At 63.2% G+C, this 19,078-nt stretch carries 14 protein-coding genes; 11 read left to right on the top strand and 3 right to left on the bottom strand.

Annotated elements, in window-relative coordinates:
• The first annotated feature begins 41 nt into the window (after positions 1-41).
• From RA24_RS13270 to RA24_RS13240, 7 genes are all read left to right on the top strand, one after another.
• Positions 42-1,208: a M24 family metallopeptidase gene (locus RA24_RS13270; protein WP_039192476.1), complete on the top strand. Its 1,167-nt coding sequence runs from the start codon at positions 42-44 to the stop codon at positions 1,206-1,208.
• A 13-nt stretch (positions 1,209-1,221) separates the two neighbouring features.
• The gene (locus RA24_RS13265; protein ID WP_039192110.1) at positions 1,222-1,977 is read left to right on the top strand and encodes a maleate cis-trans isomerase family protein; all 756 of its coding nucleotides are present in this window, start codon (positions 1,222-1,224) and stop codon (positions 1,975-1,977) included.
• A 143-nt stretch (positions 1,978-2,120) separates the two neighbouring features.
• Complete coding sequence (locus RA24_RS13260) at positions 2,121-3,671, top strand: alkaline phosphatase family protein (protein WP_019297675.1); 1,551 nt, start codon at positions 2,121-2,123, stop codon at positions 3,669-3,671.
• 109 nt (positions 3,672-3,780) lie between these two features.
• Positions 3,781-4,683: a metal ABC transporter substrate-binding protein gene (locus RA24_RS13255; RefSeq protein ID WP_039147376.1), complete on the top strand. Its 903-nt coding sequence runs from the start codon at positions 3,781-3,783 to the stop codon at positions 4,681-4,683.
• Positions 4,684-4,778: 95 nt separating this feature from the next.
• Positions 4,779-5,696: a manganese/iron ABC transporter ATP-binding protein gene (locus tag RA24_RS13250; protein ID WP_052254210.1), complete on the top strand. Its 918-nt coding sequence runs from the start codon at positions 4,779-4,781 to the stop codon at positions 5,694-5,696.
• Positions 5,696-6,574 (top strand): metal ABC transporter permease, encoded by an 879-nt coding sequence (locus RA24_RS13245; RefSeq protein ID WP_019297678.1) that lies wholly within the window; start codon positions 5,696-5,698, stop codon positions 6,572-6,574. Before RA24_RS13250 ends, RA24_RS13245 begins: the two co-directional genes overlap by 1 nt.
• Positions 6,574-7,434 (top strand): metal ABC transporter permease, encoded by an 861-nt coding sequence (locus RA24_RS13240; RefSeq protein ID WP_029204970.1) that lies wholly within the window; start codon positions 6,574-6,576, stop codon positions 7,432-7,434. The genes RA24_RS13245 and RA24_RS13240 overlap by 1 nt, the downstream gene beginning before the upstream one ends.
• Position 7,435: 1 nt before the next feature.
• On the opposite strand, the gene RA24_RS13235 is transcribed toward RA24_RS13240, so the two are convergent.
• A complete protein-coding gene (locus RA24_RS13235) occupies positions 7,436-8,350 on the bottom strand; it encodes a LysR substrate-binding domain-containing protein (protein WP_039192107.1) in 915 nt (304 codons plus the stop codon).
• A 93-nt stretch (positions 8,351-8,443) separates the two neighbouring features.
• On the opposite strand from RA24_RS13235, the gene RA24_RS13230 reads away from it, so the two are divergent.
• The 3 genes from RA24_RS13230 to RA24_RS13220 all read left to right on the top strand — a co-directional run bounded on the left by RA24_RS13230 (position 8,444) and on the right by RA24_RS13220 (position 13,598).
• On the top strand, positions 8,444-9,964 hold the full coding sequence (locus RA24_RS13230; protein WP_039192104.1) for a trimethylamine methyltransferase family protein: 1,521 nt from the start codon (positions 8,444-8,446) through the stop codon (positions 9,962-9,964).
• A gap of 152 nt (positions 9,965-10,116) precedes the next feature.
• The gene (locus RA24_RS13225) at positions 10,117-12,591 is read left to right on the top strand and encodes a GcvT family protein (protein WP_152612846.1); all 2,475 of its coding nucleotides are present in this window, start codon (positions 10,117-10,119) and stop codon (positions 12,589-12,591) included.
• Positions 12,592-12,614: 23 nt separating this feature from the next.
• On the top strand, positions 12,615-13,598 hold the full coding sequence (locus tag RA24_RS13220) for a GlxA family transcriptional regulator (RefSeq protein ID WP_039192102.1): 984 nt from the start codon (positions 12,615-12,617) through the stop codon (positions 13,596-13,598).
• 50 nt (positions 13,599-13,648) lie between these two features.
• Here RA24_RS13220 and RA24_RS13215 read toward each other — a convergent pair whose 3' ends face one another.
• Positions 13,649-15,064, bottom strand: a complete 1,416-nt coding sequence (locus tag RA24_RS13215; protein WP_039192099.1) for an RtcB family protein — start codon at positions 15,062-15,064, stop codon at positions 13,649-13,651.
• A gap of 532 nt (positions 15,065-15,596) precedes the next feature.
• The gene (locus RA24_RS13205) at positions 15,597-17,153 is read right to left on the bottom strand and encodes an RNA-binding protein (RefSeq protein ID WP_039192096.1); all 1,557 of its coding nucleotides are present in this window, start codon (positions 17,151-17,153) and stop codon (positions 15,597-15,599) included.
• Between the two features lie 175 nt (positions 17,154-17,328).
• Here RA24_RS13205 and rtcR point away from each other — a divergent pair, with 175 nt between their 5' ends.
• Complete coding sequence (gene rtcR, locus RA24_RS13200; RefSeq protein WP_019297686.1) at positions 17,329-18,909, top strand: RNA repair transcriptional activator RtcR; 1,581 nt, start codon at positions 17,329-17,331, stop codon at positions 18,907-18,909.
• The last annotated feature ends 169 nt before the right edge of the window (positions 18,910-19,078 follow it).

Genomic DNA, 19,078 nt, shown 5'->3' with positions numbered 1-19,078 from the left:
CGGCCCGGAGGCCATTGCCGCGACCATGAAAGGAAATGACCATGTCCAAGGCTCCCGCTCGCGGTTTTCCGGAGTCTGAATTTGCCGCCCGCACGGAAAAGGCCCAGGCGCTGATGGCAGCGCGGGGGCTGGACGGGCTGCTGCTGCTGACCGAGCCGGAGGTGCGCTATTTCAGCGGCTTCCACACGCTGTTCTGGCAAAGCCCGACCCGGCCCTGGTTCCTGTTTGTACCGCCTGCAGGCAAACCCATTGCCATCATTCCGGAGATCGGCGCCGACCTGATGCGCCGCACCTGGATCAAGGACATCCGCACCTGGAGCGCACCTGCACCGCAGGATGACGGCATCAGCCTGCTGACCGAACTGCTGTCGCCCATTGCCGGACGCGGCGGTTCTATCGGCCTGATGAAAGGGCACGAGACTTCGCTCAGAATGCCGCTCGGCGATTACGAACGCCTGATGGCGGGGTTACCGGGGCTGAAGGTGGCCGATGCCACCCCGCTGGTGCGTGGCCTGCGGATGGTGAAATCCGCCGCCGAGATTGAAAAGCTGCGCCACATCTGCGGCATTGGCTCGCGCACCTTTGCGCAGGTGCCGCAGATTGCCCATGAGGGCCTGCCGTTTGAGGATTTGTTCCGCGCCTTCCGGCGCGAGGCGCTGGCGCAGGGGGCAGACGACGTGCCCTATCTGGTTGGCGGAGCAGATCAGGGCGGTTACAGCGACGTGATCTCGCCGCCGACCAGCCGTCCTCTGCAGGCGGGCGACATCGTGATGCTGGACACCGGTTCGACCTGGGACGGGTACTTCTGCGACTTCGACCGTAACTTTGCCATTGGCCGTGCCGACGACCTGTCGCGCCGCGCCCATGATGTGCTGTGGCGCGCGACAGAGGCCGGCATTGCCGCCGCCAAACCCGGTGCCACCTGCCGTGACCTGTTCCAGGCGATGCAGTCGGTGATTGCGGAAATGGACGATCAGGGGGGGGACGTTGGGCGGCTTGGCCACGGGCTGGGCATGCAGCTGACCGAATGGCCCTCGCACGCGGCCTTTGACGAGACGGTGCTTGAGGAAAACATGGTGCTGACGCTGGAGCCCTCGCTGGGCTATGGCGCAGGCCGCATCATGGTGCACGAAGAAAACATCGTGGTGCGGGCCAGTGGCGCAGAGCTGCTGACAGAGCGCGCCGCCCCGGAACTGCCGGTGATCTGAGGAAGCTAAAGTTATGAAGCTCGCTTATGAAACGGACCAAGGCATCGGCACCCGCGCTACTCTGGGTGTAATTGTGCTCGAAACCGACGAGACGCTGGAACCGGAATTCTCCCGGATGATGGCACAGCCAGGCGTCGCGCTCTATCACAGCCGCATCCCGATGGTGCCTGAGGTGCGCCCTGAAACACTGGCGCAGATGCAGGCGGACCTGCCGGCCTCGGCCCGGCTGTTTCCCTCTGCTCCAGGCTTCGATGTCATCGGCTATGGCTGCACTTCGGCTTCGACCGTGATCGGCTCCGCCAAGGTGGCCGAGGCGGTGCAGACTGTTCTGCCAAACGCCAAGGTGACCGACCCGCTAGCCGCCATCATTGCGGCGGGCAAGGCGCTGGGCGCTGCCAGGTTTGGATTTGTGACACCCTACCTGCCAGAGGTTTCGGCGCAGATGCGCGCCAAGCTGGAAGCGGCGGGGTTTGAGATTGCAGGCTTCGGCTCGTTTGAGCAGATGGATGACCGGGTGGTGGCCCGGATCTCTGAAACGGCCATTGCAGAGGCGGCAAAGCAAGTCGCCAATCAGGGAGACTGCGATGCCATCGTGATCTCTTGCACCAACCTGCGCTGCCTGCGGATCATTCCCGAAATCGAGGCGCAGACAGGGGTGCCAGTGATCTCCAGCAACCAGGCGCTGGGATGGCACATGCTGCGGCTTGCGGGCGTAACAGATCCGCAACCGCAGTTCGGTAAGCTGTTTACTCTGCCGCTTGCGGACTGACCACTAAAATTGTCCGGGAATTGCCTGCTGGCAACCTGCGGCAGGCTGCCCCACGGGAGCGGCACAGTCTGTGCTTGTAATCCGCGCGCAGACTGCCACAGATTGTCTCCGGAAACCTGACTTGTTCCAGCGAGGAAGCCCGGATGCCTGCCGCACGCCCCGAAAACCGGAATGTCCTGTTCATCATCATTGACCAGCTGCGCGCGGACTGCCTGTCGGGCGCGCTGGCGGAGCATGTAGACCTGCCGAACATCCGCGCCTTTATGCAGGAGGCGGTATCCTTCAACCGGCATTTTTCGGTAACCAACCCTTGCGGGCCGTCGCGCGCATCGATCCTGACCGGGCAGTACGCCATGAACCACCGCTCGGTCCGCAATGGCACGCCCCTGCGCCACGACACGCCGAACATCGCCACCGAGATGCGCAAGGCTGGCTACCTGCCGATGCTGTTCGGCTATACCGACACCTCGCAGGACCCCCGCGCCTTTGACGCCAACGATCCGGCGCTTCGGACCTACGAATTCCCGATGAACGGCTTCCATGAAGTGACCGAGATGCGGCTGGAGATGTCCTACCCGTGGCAGTCGCATCTGATGAGCCGCGGCTATGAGTTCGAGGACTACTGGGATGTCTACAAACCGGTCTCACCCGAGGGCGGCGCGCCCAGGCTGAATGATCCGGCGCTTTATGCGGCAGAGGACAGCGATACTGCATTCCTCACAAACTCATTCCTGAATACGATGCCGGCCCACGGCAAGGACAGCTGGTTTGCGCATCTGACCTATATCCGCCCGCACCCGCCATTGGTGGCGCCGGCGCCCTATAACAGCATGTACGACCCGGCCAGCCTGCCCTTGCCGCAGCGGCTGGCAGAGCCGGAAGAGGAAAGCGCGCAGCACCCCTTCTTTGGCCCGTTGCTCCGGAAAAGCACTGCCGCCAGTTTTGTCGAGGGCTTTCCGGACCTGGAGCCGACGGATGAGAACATCCAAACCCTTCGCGCGGTTTATCTGGGCCTGGCAACAGAAGTGGATCACCATGTCGGGCGGGTGATCCGGTTCCTGAAGGACAGCGGGCAGTACGGCAACACCATGGTGGTGCTGACTGCTGATCATGGCGAGATGCTGGGCGACCGGCACTCCTGGGGCAAGATGACCGTCTATGACGCCGCCTATCACACGCCACTGATCATCCGGATGCCGGGTAACGAGGAGCACGCAGGAGCCAGCCTCAATCACATTACCGAGTCAGTCGACGTGACGCCAACCATCCTGGAATGGGTAGGGCAGGAGGTGCCGAACTCCATGGACGGACGGTCGCTGCTGCCGCTGTTGCGCGGGGAGGCGCCACAGGATTGGCGGCAGTATTCCTTCTCGGAGCTGGATTTCTCGGACCCGCTTGAGCCGACCCTGTGGCAGCAGGAGCTCGGCACCACCGCCAGCGACTCCTGCCTGGGAATCCTGCGGGATGAGCGGTTCACGCTGGTCGAGTTCGCCGCCGACCTGCCGCCGATGCTGTTTGACAGCCAAGGGCGCGGGGAGCTGGAGAATGTGGCCGGGCAGGCGGCGTATGCAGGTGACCTTAACCGGCTGACCCGGCTCATGCTGCGGCACCGGATGAAAAATATGGATCATACGCTGTCGCTGACAGCCATCACGGGTGACGGCCCCCGCAGCAGGCTCCGGTATCCACAGTAAGCCGTCAGGCAAGAGTGTCTCGCTTTTGCAAATCATTCTCAATTTCATTGACAGTTGAGAATGATTTGCAATAACAGTACGTCAATTGTGCCTTCAAAGGGAGAATCGGATGTTTCCGAAGTTGCTGAAGACCGTATCCGCTGCCGCCGTTGCAGCCGTTGCTGCCAGCGCGGCAATGGCAGACGACAAGATGAAGGTGGTCACCACCTTCACCGTTCTGGCCGACATGGCCGCCAATGTGGCGGGTGACGCGGCTGAAGTCGTCTCGGTCACCAAACCCGGGGCTGAGATCCACGGCTACGAGCCGACCCCGCGCGACATTGTCCGGGCGTCCGACGCTGACCTGATCCTGTGGAACGGCATGAACCTGGAGCTGTGGTTCGAGCAGTTCCTGTCGAACCTCGATGATGTGCCCTCCGTCACCCTGACCGACGGCATCGACCCGATCCCGATCGCGGCCGGCTCCTATGAGGGAAAGCCCAACCCGCACGCCTGGATGGGCCTGGATAACGCGCTGATTTACATCGACAACATCGTCGAGGCCTTTGCCGAACACGATCCGGAAAACGCCGCCGTCTATGTCAAGAACGCTGGCGAATACAAAGACAAGCTGCGCGCCACCATCGAGCCGCTGCGCCGTTCCATCGCGGAGATTCCCGAGGACAAGCGCTGGCTGGTGACCTGCGAGGGTGCCTTCAGCTACCTGGCACGCGATTTCGGAATGAAGGAGCTGTACCTGTGGCCGATGAACGCCGATCAGGTCGGCACCCCGCAGCAGGTGCGCGGCGTGATTGATGGCGTGCGCGCAAATGACATCCCAGTGGTGTTCTGCGAAAGCACCGTGAACACTGCTCCGGCTGAACAGGTCGCCCGCGAAACCGGCGTGGCTTATGGCGGCGAACTCTATGTCGACTCGCTCAGCGAGGCGGACGGCCCGGTGCCGACCTATCTGGATCTGCTCAAGGTCACATCGGAAACCGTTGCTCGCGGTTTGACAGAGGTTACCAACTAAGACCGCATTTCAAACCCGGACGCCCCGCAGCTGATGTTGCGGGGCGTTTCATTTCACAAAACACAATTTCTGTGTGTAACTCAGCAGGACAGCCCATGCTTGATGCCAGCGAGACCCGCACCATGAACACCAGCGCCGCGCTTCTGGATGGCGGCATAGCCGCCAGCAACGTCACGGTCACCTACCGCAACGGCCATACCGCGCTGTGGGATGCCAGCTTTGCCATTCCCCGCGGCACGGTGACGGCGCTGGTCGGGGTGAACGGGGCCGGAAAATCGACCCTGTTCAAGGCGATCATGGGGTTTGTTCCGGCCGCACAAGGCGAAATCCGCATCCTTGGCATGACGGTCAAGGACGCGCTGCGCAAGAATCTGGTCGCCTATGTCCCGCAGTCGGAGGAGGTCGACTGGGCCTTCCCGGTTCTGGTCGAGGATGTGGTAATGATGGGCCGCTACGGCCACATGGGCTTTCTGCGCCGTCCCAAGGCGGCCGATCACGAAGCTGTCGATCAGGCACTGCGCCGGGTCAACATGCAAGACTTCCGCCACCGCCAGATCGGCGAGCTGTCTGGCGGCCAGCGCAAGCGGGTGTTTCTGGCCCGCGCCCTGGCCCAAGACGGGCAGGTGATCCTGCTGGACGAGCCCTTTACCGGCGTGGACGTGAAGACAGAGGAACAGATCATCGCCCTGTTGCGTGAATTGCGGGACGAAGGCCGGGTGATGCTGGTTTCCACCCACAACCTCGGCAGCGTGCCGGAGTTCTGCGACCGAACCGTGCTGGTGAAAGGGACTGTGCTTGGGTATGGCCCGACCGAGACCACCTTCACCCGCGAAAATCTGGAACACGCCTTCGGCGGCGTGCTGCGCCATTTCACCCTGGGCGGCGAAGCGCTGCATGACGATGGCGACACCCGCCAGGTGACCATCCTGACCGACGACGAACGCCCCTTTGTCCAATACGGTGAAAAAACCCAGACCAGCGAAGGCAGCGGCGAGGGCGGAGGGCAGCAGTGATGGAATACCTGCTGGAGCCGTTCACTTATGGCTATATGACCAATGCAATGTGGGTTTCCGCGCTGGTGGGCGGCGTCTGCGCTTTCCTGTCCGCCTATCTGATGCTCAAGGGCTGGTCGCTGATCGGCGATGCGCTCTCGCACTCGGTGGTCCCCGGCGTGGCCGGCGCCTACATCCTCGGCCTGCCCTTTGCGCTGGGCGCTTTCATCGCGGGCGGTCTGGCTGCCGGTGCAATGCTGTTTCTGTCGGAACGCTCCGGGCTCAAGGTGGATGTGATCATCGGCCTGATCTTCACCTCTTTCTTTGGCCTCGGCCTGTTCATCGTGTCGATCAGTCCGATGTCGGTTTCGGTGCAGACCATCACCATGGGCAATATCCTGGCCATCACGCCGGAGGATACACTGCAGCTGGCGATCATCGGCTTTGTCTCGCTGGCGGTGCTGCTGGCCAAGTGGAAGGATCTGATGGTCACCTTCTTTGACGAAAACCATGCCCGCACCATCGGCCTGCGCCCCGGCCTGCTCAAGGCGGTGTTCTTCGTGCTGCTATCGGCCTCCGTGGTGGCGGCAATGCAGACCGTTGGCGCGTTCCTGGTGATCGCCATGGTGGTGACGCCGGGCGCGACCGCCTACCTGCTGTGCGACCGCTTCCCGCGGCTGATCCTGGTCTCGGTGCTTATCGGTGCCCTCACCAGCTTCTTCGGCGCCTATGCCAGCTACTTTTTGGACGGGGCCACCGGCGGCATCATCGTGACGCTGCAAACCGTGATCTTCCTTGTGGTCTTTGTCTTCGCCCCGAAACACGGGCTGCTGGCGGCCAAGCGCAAGGCGCGCGAGGCGCTGAAACGCGGCCCGGCGGCACAAGGGGGGGCTGCATGATGGACCTCGATACGCTGCTGATGCCGTTCCAGTTCGCGTTCATGCAGAACGCCTTTCTGATCTCGCTGATCGTCTCGGTCCCCACCGCGCTCCTGTCCTGTTTTCTGGTTATGAAGGGCTGGGCGCTGATGGGGGATGCCGTCAGCCATGCAGTGCTGCCCGGCATCGTGCTGGCCTATATCGTTGGTTTGCCGCTGATTATCGGAGCCTTTGCGGCCGGTATGCTCTGCGCTGTCGCCACGGGGTTTCTGTCCGGCAACAGCCGGGTCAAGCAGGACACCGTGATGGGGGTGGTGTTTTCCGGCATGTTCGGGCTGGGCATCGTGCTCTATGTCTCGGTTGAAACCAATGCGCACCTCGACCACATCCTGTTCGGCAATATGCTGGGGGTGGAACCGGATGAGCTTTGGACAGCTGGCATCATCTCTCTGGTGGTTGGTGCCGCGCTGGTCCTGAAATGGAAAGACCTGCTGTTGCACAGTTTCGATCCGGCACAGGCGCAGGCCTCCGGTCTGCCGGTCACGGTGCTGCACTACGGGCTGCTGGCAGCCCTGTCGCTGACCATCGTGGCGACGCTGTCGGCTGCTGGTCTGATCCTGGCCATCGGCCTGCTGATTGCACCCGGTGCCATTGCCTTCCTGGTGGTGCGCAAGTTCAGCACCATGCTGTGGGTTTCAGTTCTGGTCTGCATGATCTCGATGCTGGCGGGCACCTATGCCAGCTTCTTCCTCGACAGCGCGCCTGCGCCGACCATCGTGCTGATCCTGAGCGCGCTGTTTGTGCTGGCCTTTGTGCGCCGCCTTTACCTGACCCGCAAGACCTCGAAGCAGCGGGCCAGGGAAGCCACGGGAGCCGCGTGAGTCACGCGGTTCCGGGTTTTGCCATATCCAGGAGCCACTGCCGCACCAGTTCTGCGTTAGGAACCAAGTCCTGCGTCTTGGACCACACCAGATAGAACCCTGACCCGGTGGTCCAGGACCAGTCCTTGCGCGCGGCCAGAAGCCCTTGTTTGATCAGCGGTTCGGTCACATGCTGCCAGCCGAAGGCAAAGCCCTCACCCGCAATCGCTGCCTGCAGCACCAGCGCATAGTCGTTGAGGCGCAGGCCTGCGGCGGGCAGCCGGTCTGTGACCCCGAAATGGGCAAACCACTGCTGCCACCGGGGGCGCTCCCGGATCGGTTCCTCCAGATGGATCAGCCGCTCGTGCAGCAGGTTTGGCACGGTTGCCAGATTGACGGCTGAGGCCATCACCCGCGGACTGGCCACCGGAAAGATCACCTCAGGTGCGATCAGGGCTGAATGGCAGTCCGGCCAATTGCCGTCACCGCGGCGCACCGCCAGCGAGATGCCTTCGGTATTGATATCGGGTTCCCGGTCGGAGCTTTGCAAACGCAGGTCGATATCCGGGTGCGCCTCATGCAGCTGGGCCAGTCTTGGCATCACCCAGTAGTATGCAAAGGCGGAGGAGCAATTGAGCGTCACATGGTCATTGCGCCCGAACTGCCGCACCGCCTTGGCGGAGGACAGGATGTCCTCCAGCGCTTTGGAGACATCGGTGTAAAGCCGCATGCCCGCCCCGGTCAGCTCCACCTTCCGGTGCCCGCGGCGGAATAAAATAACGCCCAACGACGCTTCCAGCTGCTTGACCGCCGCACTGACGGCAGGCTGCTGCACGTTCAATTCCTCCGACGCCCGCGTGAAAGAGCCATGCCTGGCGGCGGCCTCGAAGACGATCAGGTGGCGGGGGCTGGTGAGGAGTTTCCAGAGTTCTTGCATAACTGTGTGTTATCCAAATCATCAGAATTTTCAACCGTCACAACATCTGCGCCGGGTCTTATTGTTCCGCAACGCCTGAAGATGGAGAGCCCCATGGCCCGACGCGCCCGCGCATCCCGTGACAGAAACACTGCCCCCGCCGGCGCTCCGGCTTCGCCCTGGATCCAGCGTTCGCTGCCGTTCTTTGACGCGCTGGACGAGGAGAAGCTGGTCAAGCTGGAAGCCCAGGTCGACTGGATTTTCGAGGAGATCGGCATCGCCTTCCGCGACGACCCGGAGGCGCTGCGGATCTGGAAAGAGGCCGGGGCAAAGATCGACGGTGATACAATCCGGGCTGATGCGCAGTGGATCCGTTCCCTGTGTGCCAAGGCGCCGCGGGAGTTCACGCAGCTGGCCCGCAACCCGGCGCGCTCTGTCACCATCGGTGGCAACAACCAGGTGTTTGCCCCGATCTATGGTGCGCCGTTTGTGCGGGATCTGGAAGGCGGGCGGCGTTATGGCGACATGGCCGCGTTCGAGAAGCTGGTGAAGCTTACCTATATGCATCCGAACCTGCATCACGGCGGGTTTGTGATCTGCGAGCCCTGTGATGTGCCGGTCTCCAAGCGCCATTTCGACATGCTGTTTGCTCATATGACGCTGAGCGACAAACCGCATCTGGGCGCCATCACCGAGATGTCCCGGGCGCAGGACAGTGTCGACATGGCCGAGATCGTCTTTGGCAAGGACGTCATGGACAACAACTGCGTGATCATGGGCAATGTGAACACCAATTCGCCGCTTCTGGTGGACAAGGTGGTGACAGAGGCAATCAGAGTCTATTGCGGGCGGAATCAGGGAATTGTGGTTGTTCCCTTTATCCTCTCGGGTGCCATGGGGCCGGTCTCTACCGCCGCCTCGGTTGCGCAGGCGATGGCTGAGGCGATGATGTGCTGCGCCTTTGCCCAGATCGTCCGTCCCGGTGCGCCGTTTGTGCTGGGCAACTTCCTGTCGTCGATGTCGCTGAAGTCCGGTGCACCGACATTCGGGATGCCGGAGCCGGTGATTTCCAACTACGCCATCGGCCAGCTGGCCCGCCGGGCCGGGTTGCCCTTGCGCTGCGGAGGATCGCTGACCGCGTCCAAGATCGAGGATGCGCAGGCGGCCTATGAAAGTGCCGACTCGATGCATTCCACCATGCTGGCAGGCGCCAATTTTGTGCTGCATTCGGCGGGCTGGCTGGAAGGCGGTCTGTGCACCGGGTTCGAGAAGCTGATTATGGATGCGGACCGGCTGGGCTCCTACCAGAAGGTGCTGAGCCAGGGGCTGGATACCAGCGATGAGGCGATGGCGCGCGATGCCTACGCCGAAGTGGCGCCGGGCGGGCATTTCCTGGGGTCAGGCCACACCATGCGCAACTATCAGACCGCGTTTTATGAGCCGAAACTGAGCGACAGCGAGAATGTCGAGAGCTGGGAAGAGGGTGGTTCCAAGGACATGCGCCAGCGCGCCTATGAACGCTGGAACCAGATGCTGGATGAATATCAGGCGCCGCCGATGGATGAGGCGGTCAAGGAGGAACTGGCCGCCTATGTTGCCCGCCGCAAGGAGGAGATCCCGGATGCGTGGTACTGAGTTAACACTTTCTTCACGCATAAGTTCAGCTGATGCAGGATGTGCCGGAATGCCCCGGCACCCCCTGTGCACCCCCCGTACACCACTTGTGCACCCCCTGGGTGCCACTTGCCGCAATTCCCGCGCTTTGCCCCAGATCTGAGGACAAACCCATGTCAGACAATTTTGCCCAATCGACGCTCAACATCCACAAGGAGGAGAGCACCGGCGACAAGAAGCTGCCGAGCCACGCCAAGGCGGTGATCATCGGCGGCGGTGTTGTTGGCTGCTCGATCCTGTTCCACCTGGCCAAGTTCGGCTGGAAGGACGTGGTGCTGCTGGAACGGGATGAGCTGACCTCCGGCTCCTCCTGGCACGCGGCGGGGCAGATCCATACCATCAGCTCTGACCCGAACATCTCGCGGCTGCAGAGCTATACCATCGACCTCTATAAGGAGATCGAGGAGACCTCCGGCCATTCAGTGGGCCTGCACATCACTGGCGGGTTCTATCTGGCGTCGAACAAGACCTGGTATGACTACCTGAAGCGGGAACGCTCCAAGGCACGTTACATGGGGCTGAACCAGGAATTCATCAGCCCCAAGGAAGTGGCGGAACGCCACCCGCTGATTGATCCGAAGCATTACCACGCGGCGCTGTGGGATGATCAGGACGGCGATCTGGACCCGTCGGGCGCGACCTATGCCTTTGCCAAATCCGCCCGCGTGCATGGCGCGCAGTATTTCACCCATACGCCGGTAACCGGTACCACCCAGCGCCCCGACGGCAGCTGGGACGTGGTGACCCCGCGCGGGGTCATCAACGCCGAGCATATCGTGAACTGCGGCGGCCTTTGGGCGCGGGAGGTCGGCCATATGCAGGGCGTCAACCTGCCGGTGCAGCCGATGGAGCACCACTACCTGATCACCGACAAGATCGACGCGGTGGCCAACCACCCGACCCGCCTGCCGGCCGGGATCGACTATGAGGCGAACATCTATTTCCGCCAGGAACGGCAGGGGATGCTCTTGGGCACCTATGAGCCGAAGGGCACGCCCTGGAAGGTGGATGGCACGCCCTGGGATTTCGGGCATGAGCTGCTGCAGCCCGATCTGGACCGCATTGCCGACCGTCTGGAGATGTCGTTTGAGCGTATCCCGGCCATCGGCGAGGCGGGCATCAAGGATATGATCAACGGGCCCTTCACCTTCGGCCCCGACGGCAACCCGATGATCGGCCCGGTTCCGGGCATGAAGAACTACTGGTGCGCCGTCGGCGTCATGGCGGGCTTCTGCCAGGGCGGCGGTGTGGGCCTGACCATGGCGGAGTGGATGATCGAAGGCGAGCCGTCCATCGACGTCTGGGCGATGGATGTGGCGCGGTTCGGCGAGTTTGCGACCCCCGACTGGGGCACTGTGAAGTCGACCGAGAACTATGAGCGCCGGTTTGTAATGACTTTCCCGAACGAGACCCTGCCGAAGGGGCGGATGCAGAAAACGACTGCGCTTTATGACCGGCTGGTCGCCAAGGGCGCGCGGATGGGCCAGGGCTTTGGCCTGGAGAACGCGCTGTGGTTTGCCGACGGGCCGGAGGACGCCCATGAAGAGCCGACGTTTGAGCGCAACCGCAGCCACGATTATGTGGCGCGCGAGGTCAAGGCGGTGCGCGAGGCTGTGGGCGGCATCGAGGTTGCCAACTTTGCCAAGCATGAGTTCAAGGGCGCGGGCGCGCGCGCCTATCTGGACCGGGTGCTGGCCGGTTATGTGCCGAAACCGGGGCGCCTGACGCTCACCCCGATGCTGACGCCGAAGGGCAAGCTTTATGGCGATCTGACCGTGGCCTGCCTGGGGGAGGATCACTTCATGCTGTTTGGCTCCGGCGCGATGCAGGAGGCGCACCGCCGCTGGTTCGAGAAGGACCTGCCCGCGGATGTGTCGTACCAGAACGTCTCCGACGACTGGCACGGGATTGCCCTGTCGGGGCCGAAGTCGCGGGAACTGCTGCAGCGGATCACCCGCGAGGATGTATCGGGCGAGGCGTTCAAGTTCCGCGACCTGCGCCAGACCTTCGTGGGCGGCGTGCCGGTGATCCTGAACCGGATCAGCTTCTCGGGTGAGCTGGGATACGAGATCTACTGCAAGCCGCAGTATCTGCTGCGCCTGGCGGAGGCGATCGAGGAGGCGGGCGCCGATCTGGGCTACCGCTGGTACGGGGCACGGGCGCTGATGTCGATGCGGCTGGAAAAGGGCTGGGGTGTCTGGACGCTGGACTTCCGCCCGGATTTCGATGCGGCGGAGAGCGGCATGGATGTCTTCATCAACTGGAAGAAGGATTTCGTCGGCAAGGAGGCCGCGCTGAAGGCCAAGGAGGCCGGCGCAAGCCGCAAACTGGTCACCATGACCATCGACGTGGACGGGATCGATGTGTCGAACGACGAGGCGATCCTGAAGGATGGCGAGGCGGTGGGCTACATCTCCTCCGGCGGCTATGCGCATCACGCAAAGACGTCGATGGCGATGGGCTATGTTTCGGCGGAGCACGCCGCGGCCGGCACCGGGCTGCAGGTGGAGATCCTGGGCGAGATGTATGACGCCGAGGTTCTGGGCGCGCCGATCTATGACGCCAACGGCGCCAATATGCGCGCCTGATCCGGGACGGGGGAGCGGAAGCCATGACCAAACCCATGCGGACGCTCCCCGAAGCGGCTGAGGCCGTGCCGGCCTGCCGCTGCATCTTCCTGCTGCTGCCGACCTTTTCGCCGCTGGATCTGGCCAGCGCGGTGGCGGCGCTGGAGGCTGCGAATACACATGGCGGGACTGCGCGCTATGACTGGCGCGTGGTCAGCGAGGACGGGCAGGCGGTCACCGCCCCGAACGGGCTGGGTGTGGCCGTCGATGGCGGCCTGCCGGAATTGGCGCGCGGCAGTATGGTGTTTGTCTGCGGCGGCCAGGGGGTGGAGCCGGGGATCTCGCTGAAGGTGCTGGGCTGGCTCAGGAAGGCGCAGCGGATGGGGCTGCCCATGGCGGCGCTTGGCGGAGGCATCATGGCGCTGGCACGGGCCGGTCTGCTGGCTGGGCGTCAGGCCTCAGCCCATTGGGCGCAGCGCGCGACGCTGGCTGAGATGCACCCGGACGTGGAAGTGAAAAACTCGCTTTTCACCATCGACGGCAAACTGATCACCTGCGCCGGCGGCACAGCCACGGTCGACATGATGCTGAACCTGATTTCGGATCATCACGGGGCTGATGCGGCGACCGCGGCGGCGGATCTGATGGTTTGTTCCTCGGCCCGCAAGGGCAGTCAAGACCAGACGGTTTCCGAATTCGGGCGCGCGGGCGTACGGCACGAAAAACTGGCCGCGGCGCTGGGTCTGATGCGCAGCAATCTGGAGGAGCCGCTGACCCCCGGCGGCATTGCTGATCTGGTTGGCCTGTCAGTGCGCCAGCTGGAGCGGCTGTTCTCGAAATATCTGCAGACCACGCCCAAGGTCTATTACACCAAGCTGCGGCTGGACTACGCGCGCAGCCTGCTGCTGCAGACCAATATGAGAATCATCGATGTGGCGCTGGCCTCGGGCTTTAACAGCCAGACCCATTTCGCCAAGGTCTACCGTCGTTACTTCGGTAAATCACCGCATCAGGAGCGGCCGTTCTGAGGCGTCCGCCCTAGGCCAGCGGCCAGGGCGGTGCCTGTCGGGATTAGGGACTATCGCCGGCCTTTCTTCCGGTTCTTCCAGAACGGCGGCACATCGCCGGCCATGATGCAGCCGTAAGGGTCGATGTAGTCCTCAATTTCGGCCAGATCGTAGGATTTGATCTGATCGACAACGCTCTGCGCCTTCTTGTAGCTCGACGGCAGCTCCGAGGCATCAACCCCGCCCGCATGAAAGCGGATGTCCAGCCCTTCGGTCTCGGCCTGCAGCATCTGTTCCGGCGTCACGGACCCCATCCGGCGCTTGTGCTCGGAGCGGGAAAAATTCCGCCCCGCGCCATGCGGGCTGAAGCCCAGGCCGCGGGCCGCATCCTTGCCGCGGGCCACCAGCACCGGTTCCGACATGTTCAGCGGAATCAGCGTGAGGCCGGTGGCATCAGCGGCGTAATCCCCCCAGGCAGGGGTCGCACCCTTGCCGTGGTAGTAGAGGTCACCGCGCTTGAAGACAAAGTTGTGTTCGTTCCAGTAGCGGTCGCCGACGTCGCCTGTCCGGGCGGCCTCCACCGTCGCCTGATGAATGGCGTTATGGTTGGCCTTGGTCCATTTGCGGATCAGTTGCAGCGCTTCCCAGTAGTCGCGGCCCTCCTGCGTGTCCGCAGGGATCCAGGCGTTCTGCTTGGCGGTTTCCGGTGACAGCTCTTTGCGGAAGCGCTCCGCCACAGCCATGCCGTTCTTGTAGAGCACGGCCCCCGGCCCGCGCGAGCCGTGATGGGTCACAATCGCGGTGCGGCCGGTCTTGCGCGAGCGGCCCACAAACAGGAAGTGGTTGCCGTCGCCCTGGGTTCCCATGTGCTCCTGCGCCATGCGCAGCGACTTGGGGTTGTCCAGAAACGGGTTTGCCCGGAACGCATCCAGCAGCTTGAGCGAGGTGGTGAACCGCTTGCCCTGCGGCCGCCCGCCGGGTCCGAAATGGGTAACCGACTGGGCGGCGTCCAGCACCGCCTTGGGGTCTGCGTTGCCCAGATCGGTGATCATAACGGAACAGCAGATGTCCGCCGAATGCATCCCAGGATGGATGGCGTTCCGCGCAGCGGCAATGCCGCCGACCGGGATTGTCCCCATCGGGCCGGCCGGGCAGGCGTCCGGCATGATGGCGCCGGCGTCTATCGTCGGGGTGCGCATCAGCTCTGTCATGGTCGCACGGACTTGGGTCACGTTGGTTTCCTCGTCCGGGTGCGCCGCGGTGATGTTTTCCTCAAACGGCACCTCGCCACGGGCGCGCAGGCTCAGGGTGGTCGGCTGCGGCGGGATCTCGCCTTCCAGTTCCTGGCGGATGCGGAGCAGGCCAAAGCCCTCGGCCCGCAGTGCGTTGGCCTTCTCCAGCAGGGCCGGGAACTGCTTGCCGGGGCGGTGGCCCCAGTCTTTCAGATGCGCCCCGGTAACGGGGTCGAAGGTTGCGTCATTGGTCATACCGTTATCTCACTCTGACAAAGGCCCCGGCGACAAGGGGGAAGAAACAACCCGGAGGCCCGCCCCGCATCTGAATGGGCAGATGCGTTTTCCGTCTGGGCGCCGGCAAGGAGGGGAGTTGAACCCGCTCGGCCGTTCCGGAGGTGAAGTGCCTTGTAGTTCCTTCGGCATTCGCCGGGGCTTTCCTTTCAATTCGGGTCAGGAGGACAAAGGGGTGCGGGACATTCTAACCCCGAAGGGCGAGCCTGAATCGAACAGGCAGCACCAGATGTAGTCCCACAGGCATTCCTCCTGCATTTTATTTGGTCCCTGGCGACAAGGTGGCCGTGTTTGCGTGCAAAGCACGGCCGGGGCGAAACATTCCTGCTCTACCAGACTGAGCTACGCGCCATCACTTGATTGGCTGGCGCGGCGGGATTCGAACCCGCGACAAGGGAGTTATCAGCTCTGTAGTTCCGCCGGCATTCGCCAGGGGTATCCTTTCATTCCAGTTTCAAGCCCGGTCAGGCAGGCGGTCCGCCTGACCGGTTTGTTACAATGCGATCCTTGCGATCTCGCCAACCCAATGGTCCGGGCCGGTCCGGCCTGCGGCGAAGTCGGCGATCTGGCCGAATACCGCATCCGAGAAGCCGCCGATGTTCAGCACATCCCTGCGTGTCTGCGCCTGGGTGGTGCCGTAGGGTGCGATGTCGATGCAGGCCAGTTTGGCCTTGGGATTGCGAAGCTTGATCAGCTCCCATTCCTGCATCATCGCTGTGCCCTGACGTCCGCCGCGGGCATCTGCCCACGACTGGTTGTCGGAGACAAAGACCACCAGATCCGGCGCCCGGCCGCGGCTGTTCAGCCATTTCAGCGGCGCCGAACAGTTGGTCCCGCCGCCTGCCAGTGCGGCGAGCCGCTCGGCATTGGTCAGCACCGTATCGCGCGCCTGAAGCCGCACATCGCGCACTTCCAGATCGAACGGCAGCACCTGGCAGCCGCGGTTCACCCGGGCAAAGGCCGCGGCGACCAGGGCGGCCACGTCCACGTGGCGCACCACCGAAGCCGCCCCCGGGCGGTGGCCCGTTACCGGCCAGGTCATCGAGCCGGACACATCCGGGCACACCACAACCTGGCCCGCCACCTGGGGCACATTGGAGACCGCAATCTCCATCGCGTCATGCAGCGCATCCACGATCTGAGGCGGCATATCCGGCACAACGTTCTGCGCCGCCGCCATCAGCTGGTACGGGAGCACCCGTGCCCTGGCGATTGCCTTGGGTGCGCGCAGCAGGGCCGCAACGCGGTCCGCGTTCTTGCGCACCTCGAACACACCGTGGCGGTGGAAGGTGTTCAGGTTCTGCCGGACCATCTGCCACGAGCCCTGGCGGGCGATCTGCGCCCAGTGCTGCGGTGTCAGCGGCAGCTGGGTCAGCATCTGGAACGGCACATCCGGCACCGGCCCTTGGCCGGTTTCCTTGAACACCATCCAGTCCTGCACCACCTGCGGCAGCCGTGCCGCATTGCACGGCCGCCCGACGATCCAGGCGAACAGCGCCTCCCGCTCCGGGGTTGCCGGTTTCGGGTGCACCATCCGGATCACATCCGCCAGCGACGGGTTGTTGCCGATATTGGCCTGCAGCAGCGCCCGCTCGGACGCTGTGTTCAGCCAGTCCTGCACCATCGCCTTGGGCGCGGAGCCCAGCGACTTGCGCCCCGTCTGGCCGGAGCGGACCACCTGCACGAAGCTGCGCAGCATCTTGCCGTTGTCCACCACCCGGCCGAAAACCGCGCGGAACAGCACCGGGTTGCGGCGCGCCAGCACCGCCAGCAGCACCGCCGGCATGTCCTTCATGTGCCCTTGGGTGCGGGCATAGACAGCGGTCCGGGCCAGGAACTCTGCCGGGACGGCCTCAGCCGCGGCGAGGGCAAACTCCAGCTCCGCCTGGGCGTCCTGGTAGAACAGGCCGCCGAAGGTGCCGGTCATGGCCGCCTGCGCCAGCGCCTGTTCGTCAGTGTGGGCGTAGGCCGGTGCGCCTGCGGCGTTTTTAGCGTCCACTTTCGGCTGCAGCCGGCCCTTCAGCGATGCAAACACGGATTTGTTTGCCATTTTCCTCGTCCTTCTCTGTTTGTGGAATTGTTTTGCCATGCGTGGGGGTGGCGATCGAGAAAATTGGAAAATCCACGTAGTGTGCTGATAATGAATGGATAATTGGATTGTTGCGGAAATAAGTCTCCGGTCATACTATCTGTAGATATAAGGATTTATCTGAATGGATAAGTGAATGCGGAATGTCGTCATCGGCTTTCTTGGAACGCAGCTCGACATGGGCAAGAAACGGCGCTGGCGCCCGACGCTGAGCCTGGTTGAACACGGCAGCTTCCGCGTGGACCGGCTGGAACTGCTGTTTGACATCAAGTTCAACCGCCTTGCCCATCAAGTGAAGCGCGAGGTCGAGGACGCGTCGCCGGGCACGGAGGTGCTGCTGCAGGAGCTGAACCTGAACGACCCCTGGGATTTTCAGGAGGTCTACGGCAAGCTGTTTGATTTCGCCCGGGGATACGGGTTTGACGAGGACCGCGAAAAATATCATGTGCATCTGACCACCGGCACCCATGTGGCGCAGATCTGCTGGTTCCTGCTGACGGAAAGCCGCCATGTGCCGGCAAGGCTTGTTCAGACCGGCCCGCCAGGTCCGGAGGACACCGCGGCAAAGTTCGACATCATCGATCTGGATCTCAGCCGCTACAACGCCCTGCAGCAGCGGTTCGACCAGCTGTCACGGGAATACAGCGATCAGCTGAAGGGCGGGATCGAGACCCGGAACCCGGCCTATAACGCCCTGATTGACCAAGTTGAACTGGTGGCGGGCAGTTCTGATGAGCCGATTCTGCTGCTGGGTGAAACCGGCACCGGCAAGAGCGAACTGGCAGAGCGCATCTATAACCTGAAGCTGGACCGGCGCCGGGTGAAAGGACGGCTGGTGCATGTCAATTGCGCGACCCTGAACGGACCTGACGCGGTTGCAACGCTGTTTGGCCAGCGCCGCAGCTACCTGGGCCAGGCCGGGTCTGAGCGCAGCGGGCTGCTGCGCGAGGCAGATGGCGGGCTGCTGTTCCTGGATGAGGTGGATGAATTGAACCTCAGCATGCAGGCCATCCTGCTGCATGCCCTGGAAACCGGGCGCTATTACCCGCTGGGGTCAGACCACGAGGTCTCAAGCCGCTTTCAGGTGATCGCGGGTGCCAGCCGTGACCTGCGCAGCCTTTCTGCCGCCGGGAAGTTCCGGTCTGATCTGCTGGCGCGGCTGAGCATGTGGCGCTTCAGCCTGCCGCCGCTGCGCGCGCGCCGGGAGGACATCGAGGCCAATCTGGCTTTTGAACTTGTGCGGTCAGAACGGGCACTGGGAACGCAGGTCGGTTTCAACGCCGATGCACGGGAAAAATTCCTTCGCTTCGCCCAGGATCCGGCGACGCTTTGGCCGGCAAATTTCCGCGATTTCAGCGGGTCGGTCCGGCGCCTGTGTACCCTGGCGCCCCGCGGCAGGATCACCCGCGCGATGGTCGAGGGCGAAATGCTCAGGCTGCAAACGGACTGGCAGGCTTCCAGTTCCGATACCGATGTGCGGCTGGTGGAGCAGGTTTTGGGCGCAGCTGCAGCGGACATTGATCCGTTTGACATGGTTCAACTGGCCAAAGTTGTGCGTGTTTGCCGGGCATCGACAAGCCTGAGCGCGGCTGGGCGCACCCTGTTTTCAGCATCGCGGCGCAAGCGAAAGACCCAGAATGACGCCGACCGGCTGCGGAAATACCTGCACAAATTTGGCCTGGACTGGGAGTCCTTAAGTGCGCCCGGGACGGGTTGAATTTCGGAGTGCAAGCCAAACGGCGAAACAGCGGCAGCCCGGCGCCGTGGAAGACGCTCTGCGCCGTGATCCGGTAATCGCCTGGACTGGACCGCATTCACGAACGGGGTTTTCGGGGCCGGTTGCAAGCAGGTTGAAATCAAAGGCCGCTTGGGTGCCGATGTTTCCA

Source organism: Leisingera sp. ANG-M6, from assembly GCF_000813905.1.
Lineage (GTDB): Bacteria > Pseudomonadota > Alphaproteobacteria > Rhodobacterales > Rhodobacteraceae > Leisingera.
The sequence above is the reverse complement of the archived record's forward strand: the minus strand, read 5'-3'. Positions and strand labels throughout refer to the sequence as shown.

Excerpts from the sequence above, each read along its gene's own strand:
- RA24_RS13255 (WP_039147376.1), top strand. The coding sequence starts at position 3,781 with ATGTTTCCGAAGTTGCTGAAGACCGTATCCGCTGCCGCCGTTGCAGCC.
- RA24_RS13205 (WP_039192096.1), bottom strand. The coding sequence starts at position 17,153 with ATGGCAAACAAATCCGTGTTTGCATCGCTGAAGGGCCGGCTGCAGCCG.
- RA24_RS13260 (WP_019297675.1), top strand. The coding sequence starts at position 2,121 with ATGCCTGCCGCACGCCCCGAAAACCGGAATGTCCTGTTCATCATCATT.
- RA24_RS13245 (WP_019297678.1), top strand. The coding sequence starts at position 5,696 with ATGGAATACCTGCTGGAGCCGTTCACTTATGGCTATATGACCAATGCA.
- RA24_RS13250 (WP_052254210.1), top strand. The coding sequence starts at position 4,779 with ATGCTTGATGCCAGCGAGACCCGCACCATGAACACCAGCGCCGCGCTT.
- RA24_RS13240 (WP_029204970.1), top strand. The coding sequence starts at position 6,574 with ATGGACCTCGATACGCTGCTGATGCCGTTCCAGTTCGCGTTCATGCAG.
- RA24_RS13230 (WP_039192104.1), top strand. The coding sequence starts at position 8,444 with ATGGCCCGACGCGCCCGCGCATCCCGTGACAGAAACACTGCCCCCGCC.
- RA24_RS13235 (WP_039192107.1), bottom strand. The coding sequence starts at position 8,350 with ATGCAAGAACTCTGGAAACTCCTCACCAGCCCCCGCCACCTGATCGTC.
- RA24_RS13270 (WP_039192476.1), top strand. The coding sequence starts at position 42 with ATGTCCAAGGCTCCCGCTCGCGGTTTTCCGGAGTCTGAATTTGCCGCC.
- rtcR (WP_019297686.1), top strand. The coding sequence starts at position 17,329 with ATGCGGAATGTCGTCATCGGCTTTCTTGGAACGCAGCTCGACATGGGC.
- RA24_RS13215 (WP_039192099.1), bottom strand. The coding sequence starts at position 15,064 with ATGACCAATGACGCAACCTTCGACCCCGTTACCGGGGCGCATCTGAAA.
- RA24_RS13265 (WP_039192110.1), top strand. The coding sequence starts at position 1,222 with ATGAAGCTCGCTTATGAAACGGACCAAGGCATCGGCACCCGCGCTACT.
- RA24_RS13225 (WP_152612846.1), top strand. The coding sequence starts at position 10,117 with ATGTCAGACAATTTTGCCCAATCGACGCTCAACATCCACAAGGAGGAG.
- RA24_RS13220 (WP_039192102.1), top strand. The coding sequence starts at position 12,615 with ATGACCAAACCCATGCGGACGCTCCCCGAAGCGGCTGAGGCCGTGCCG.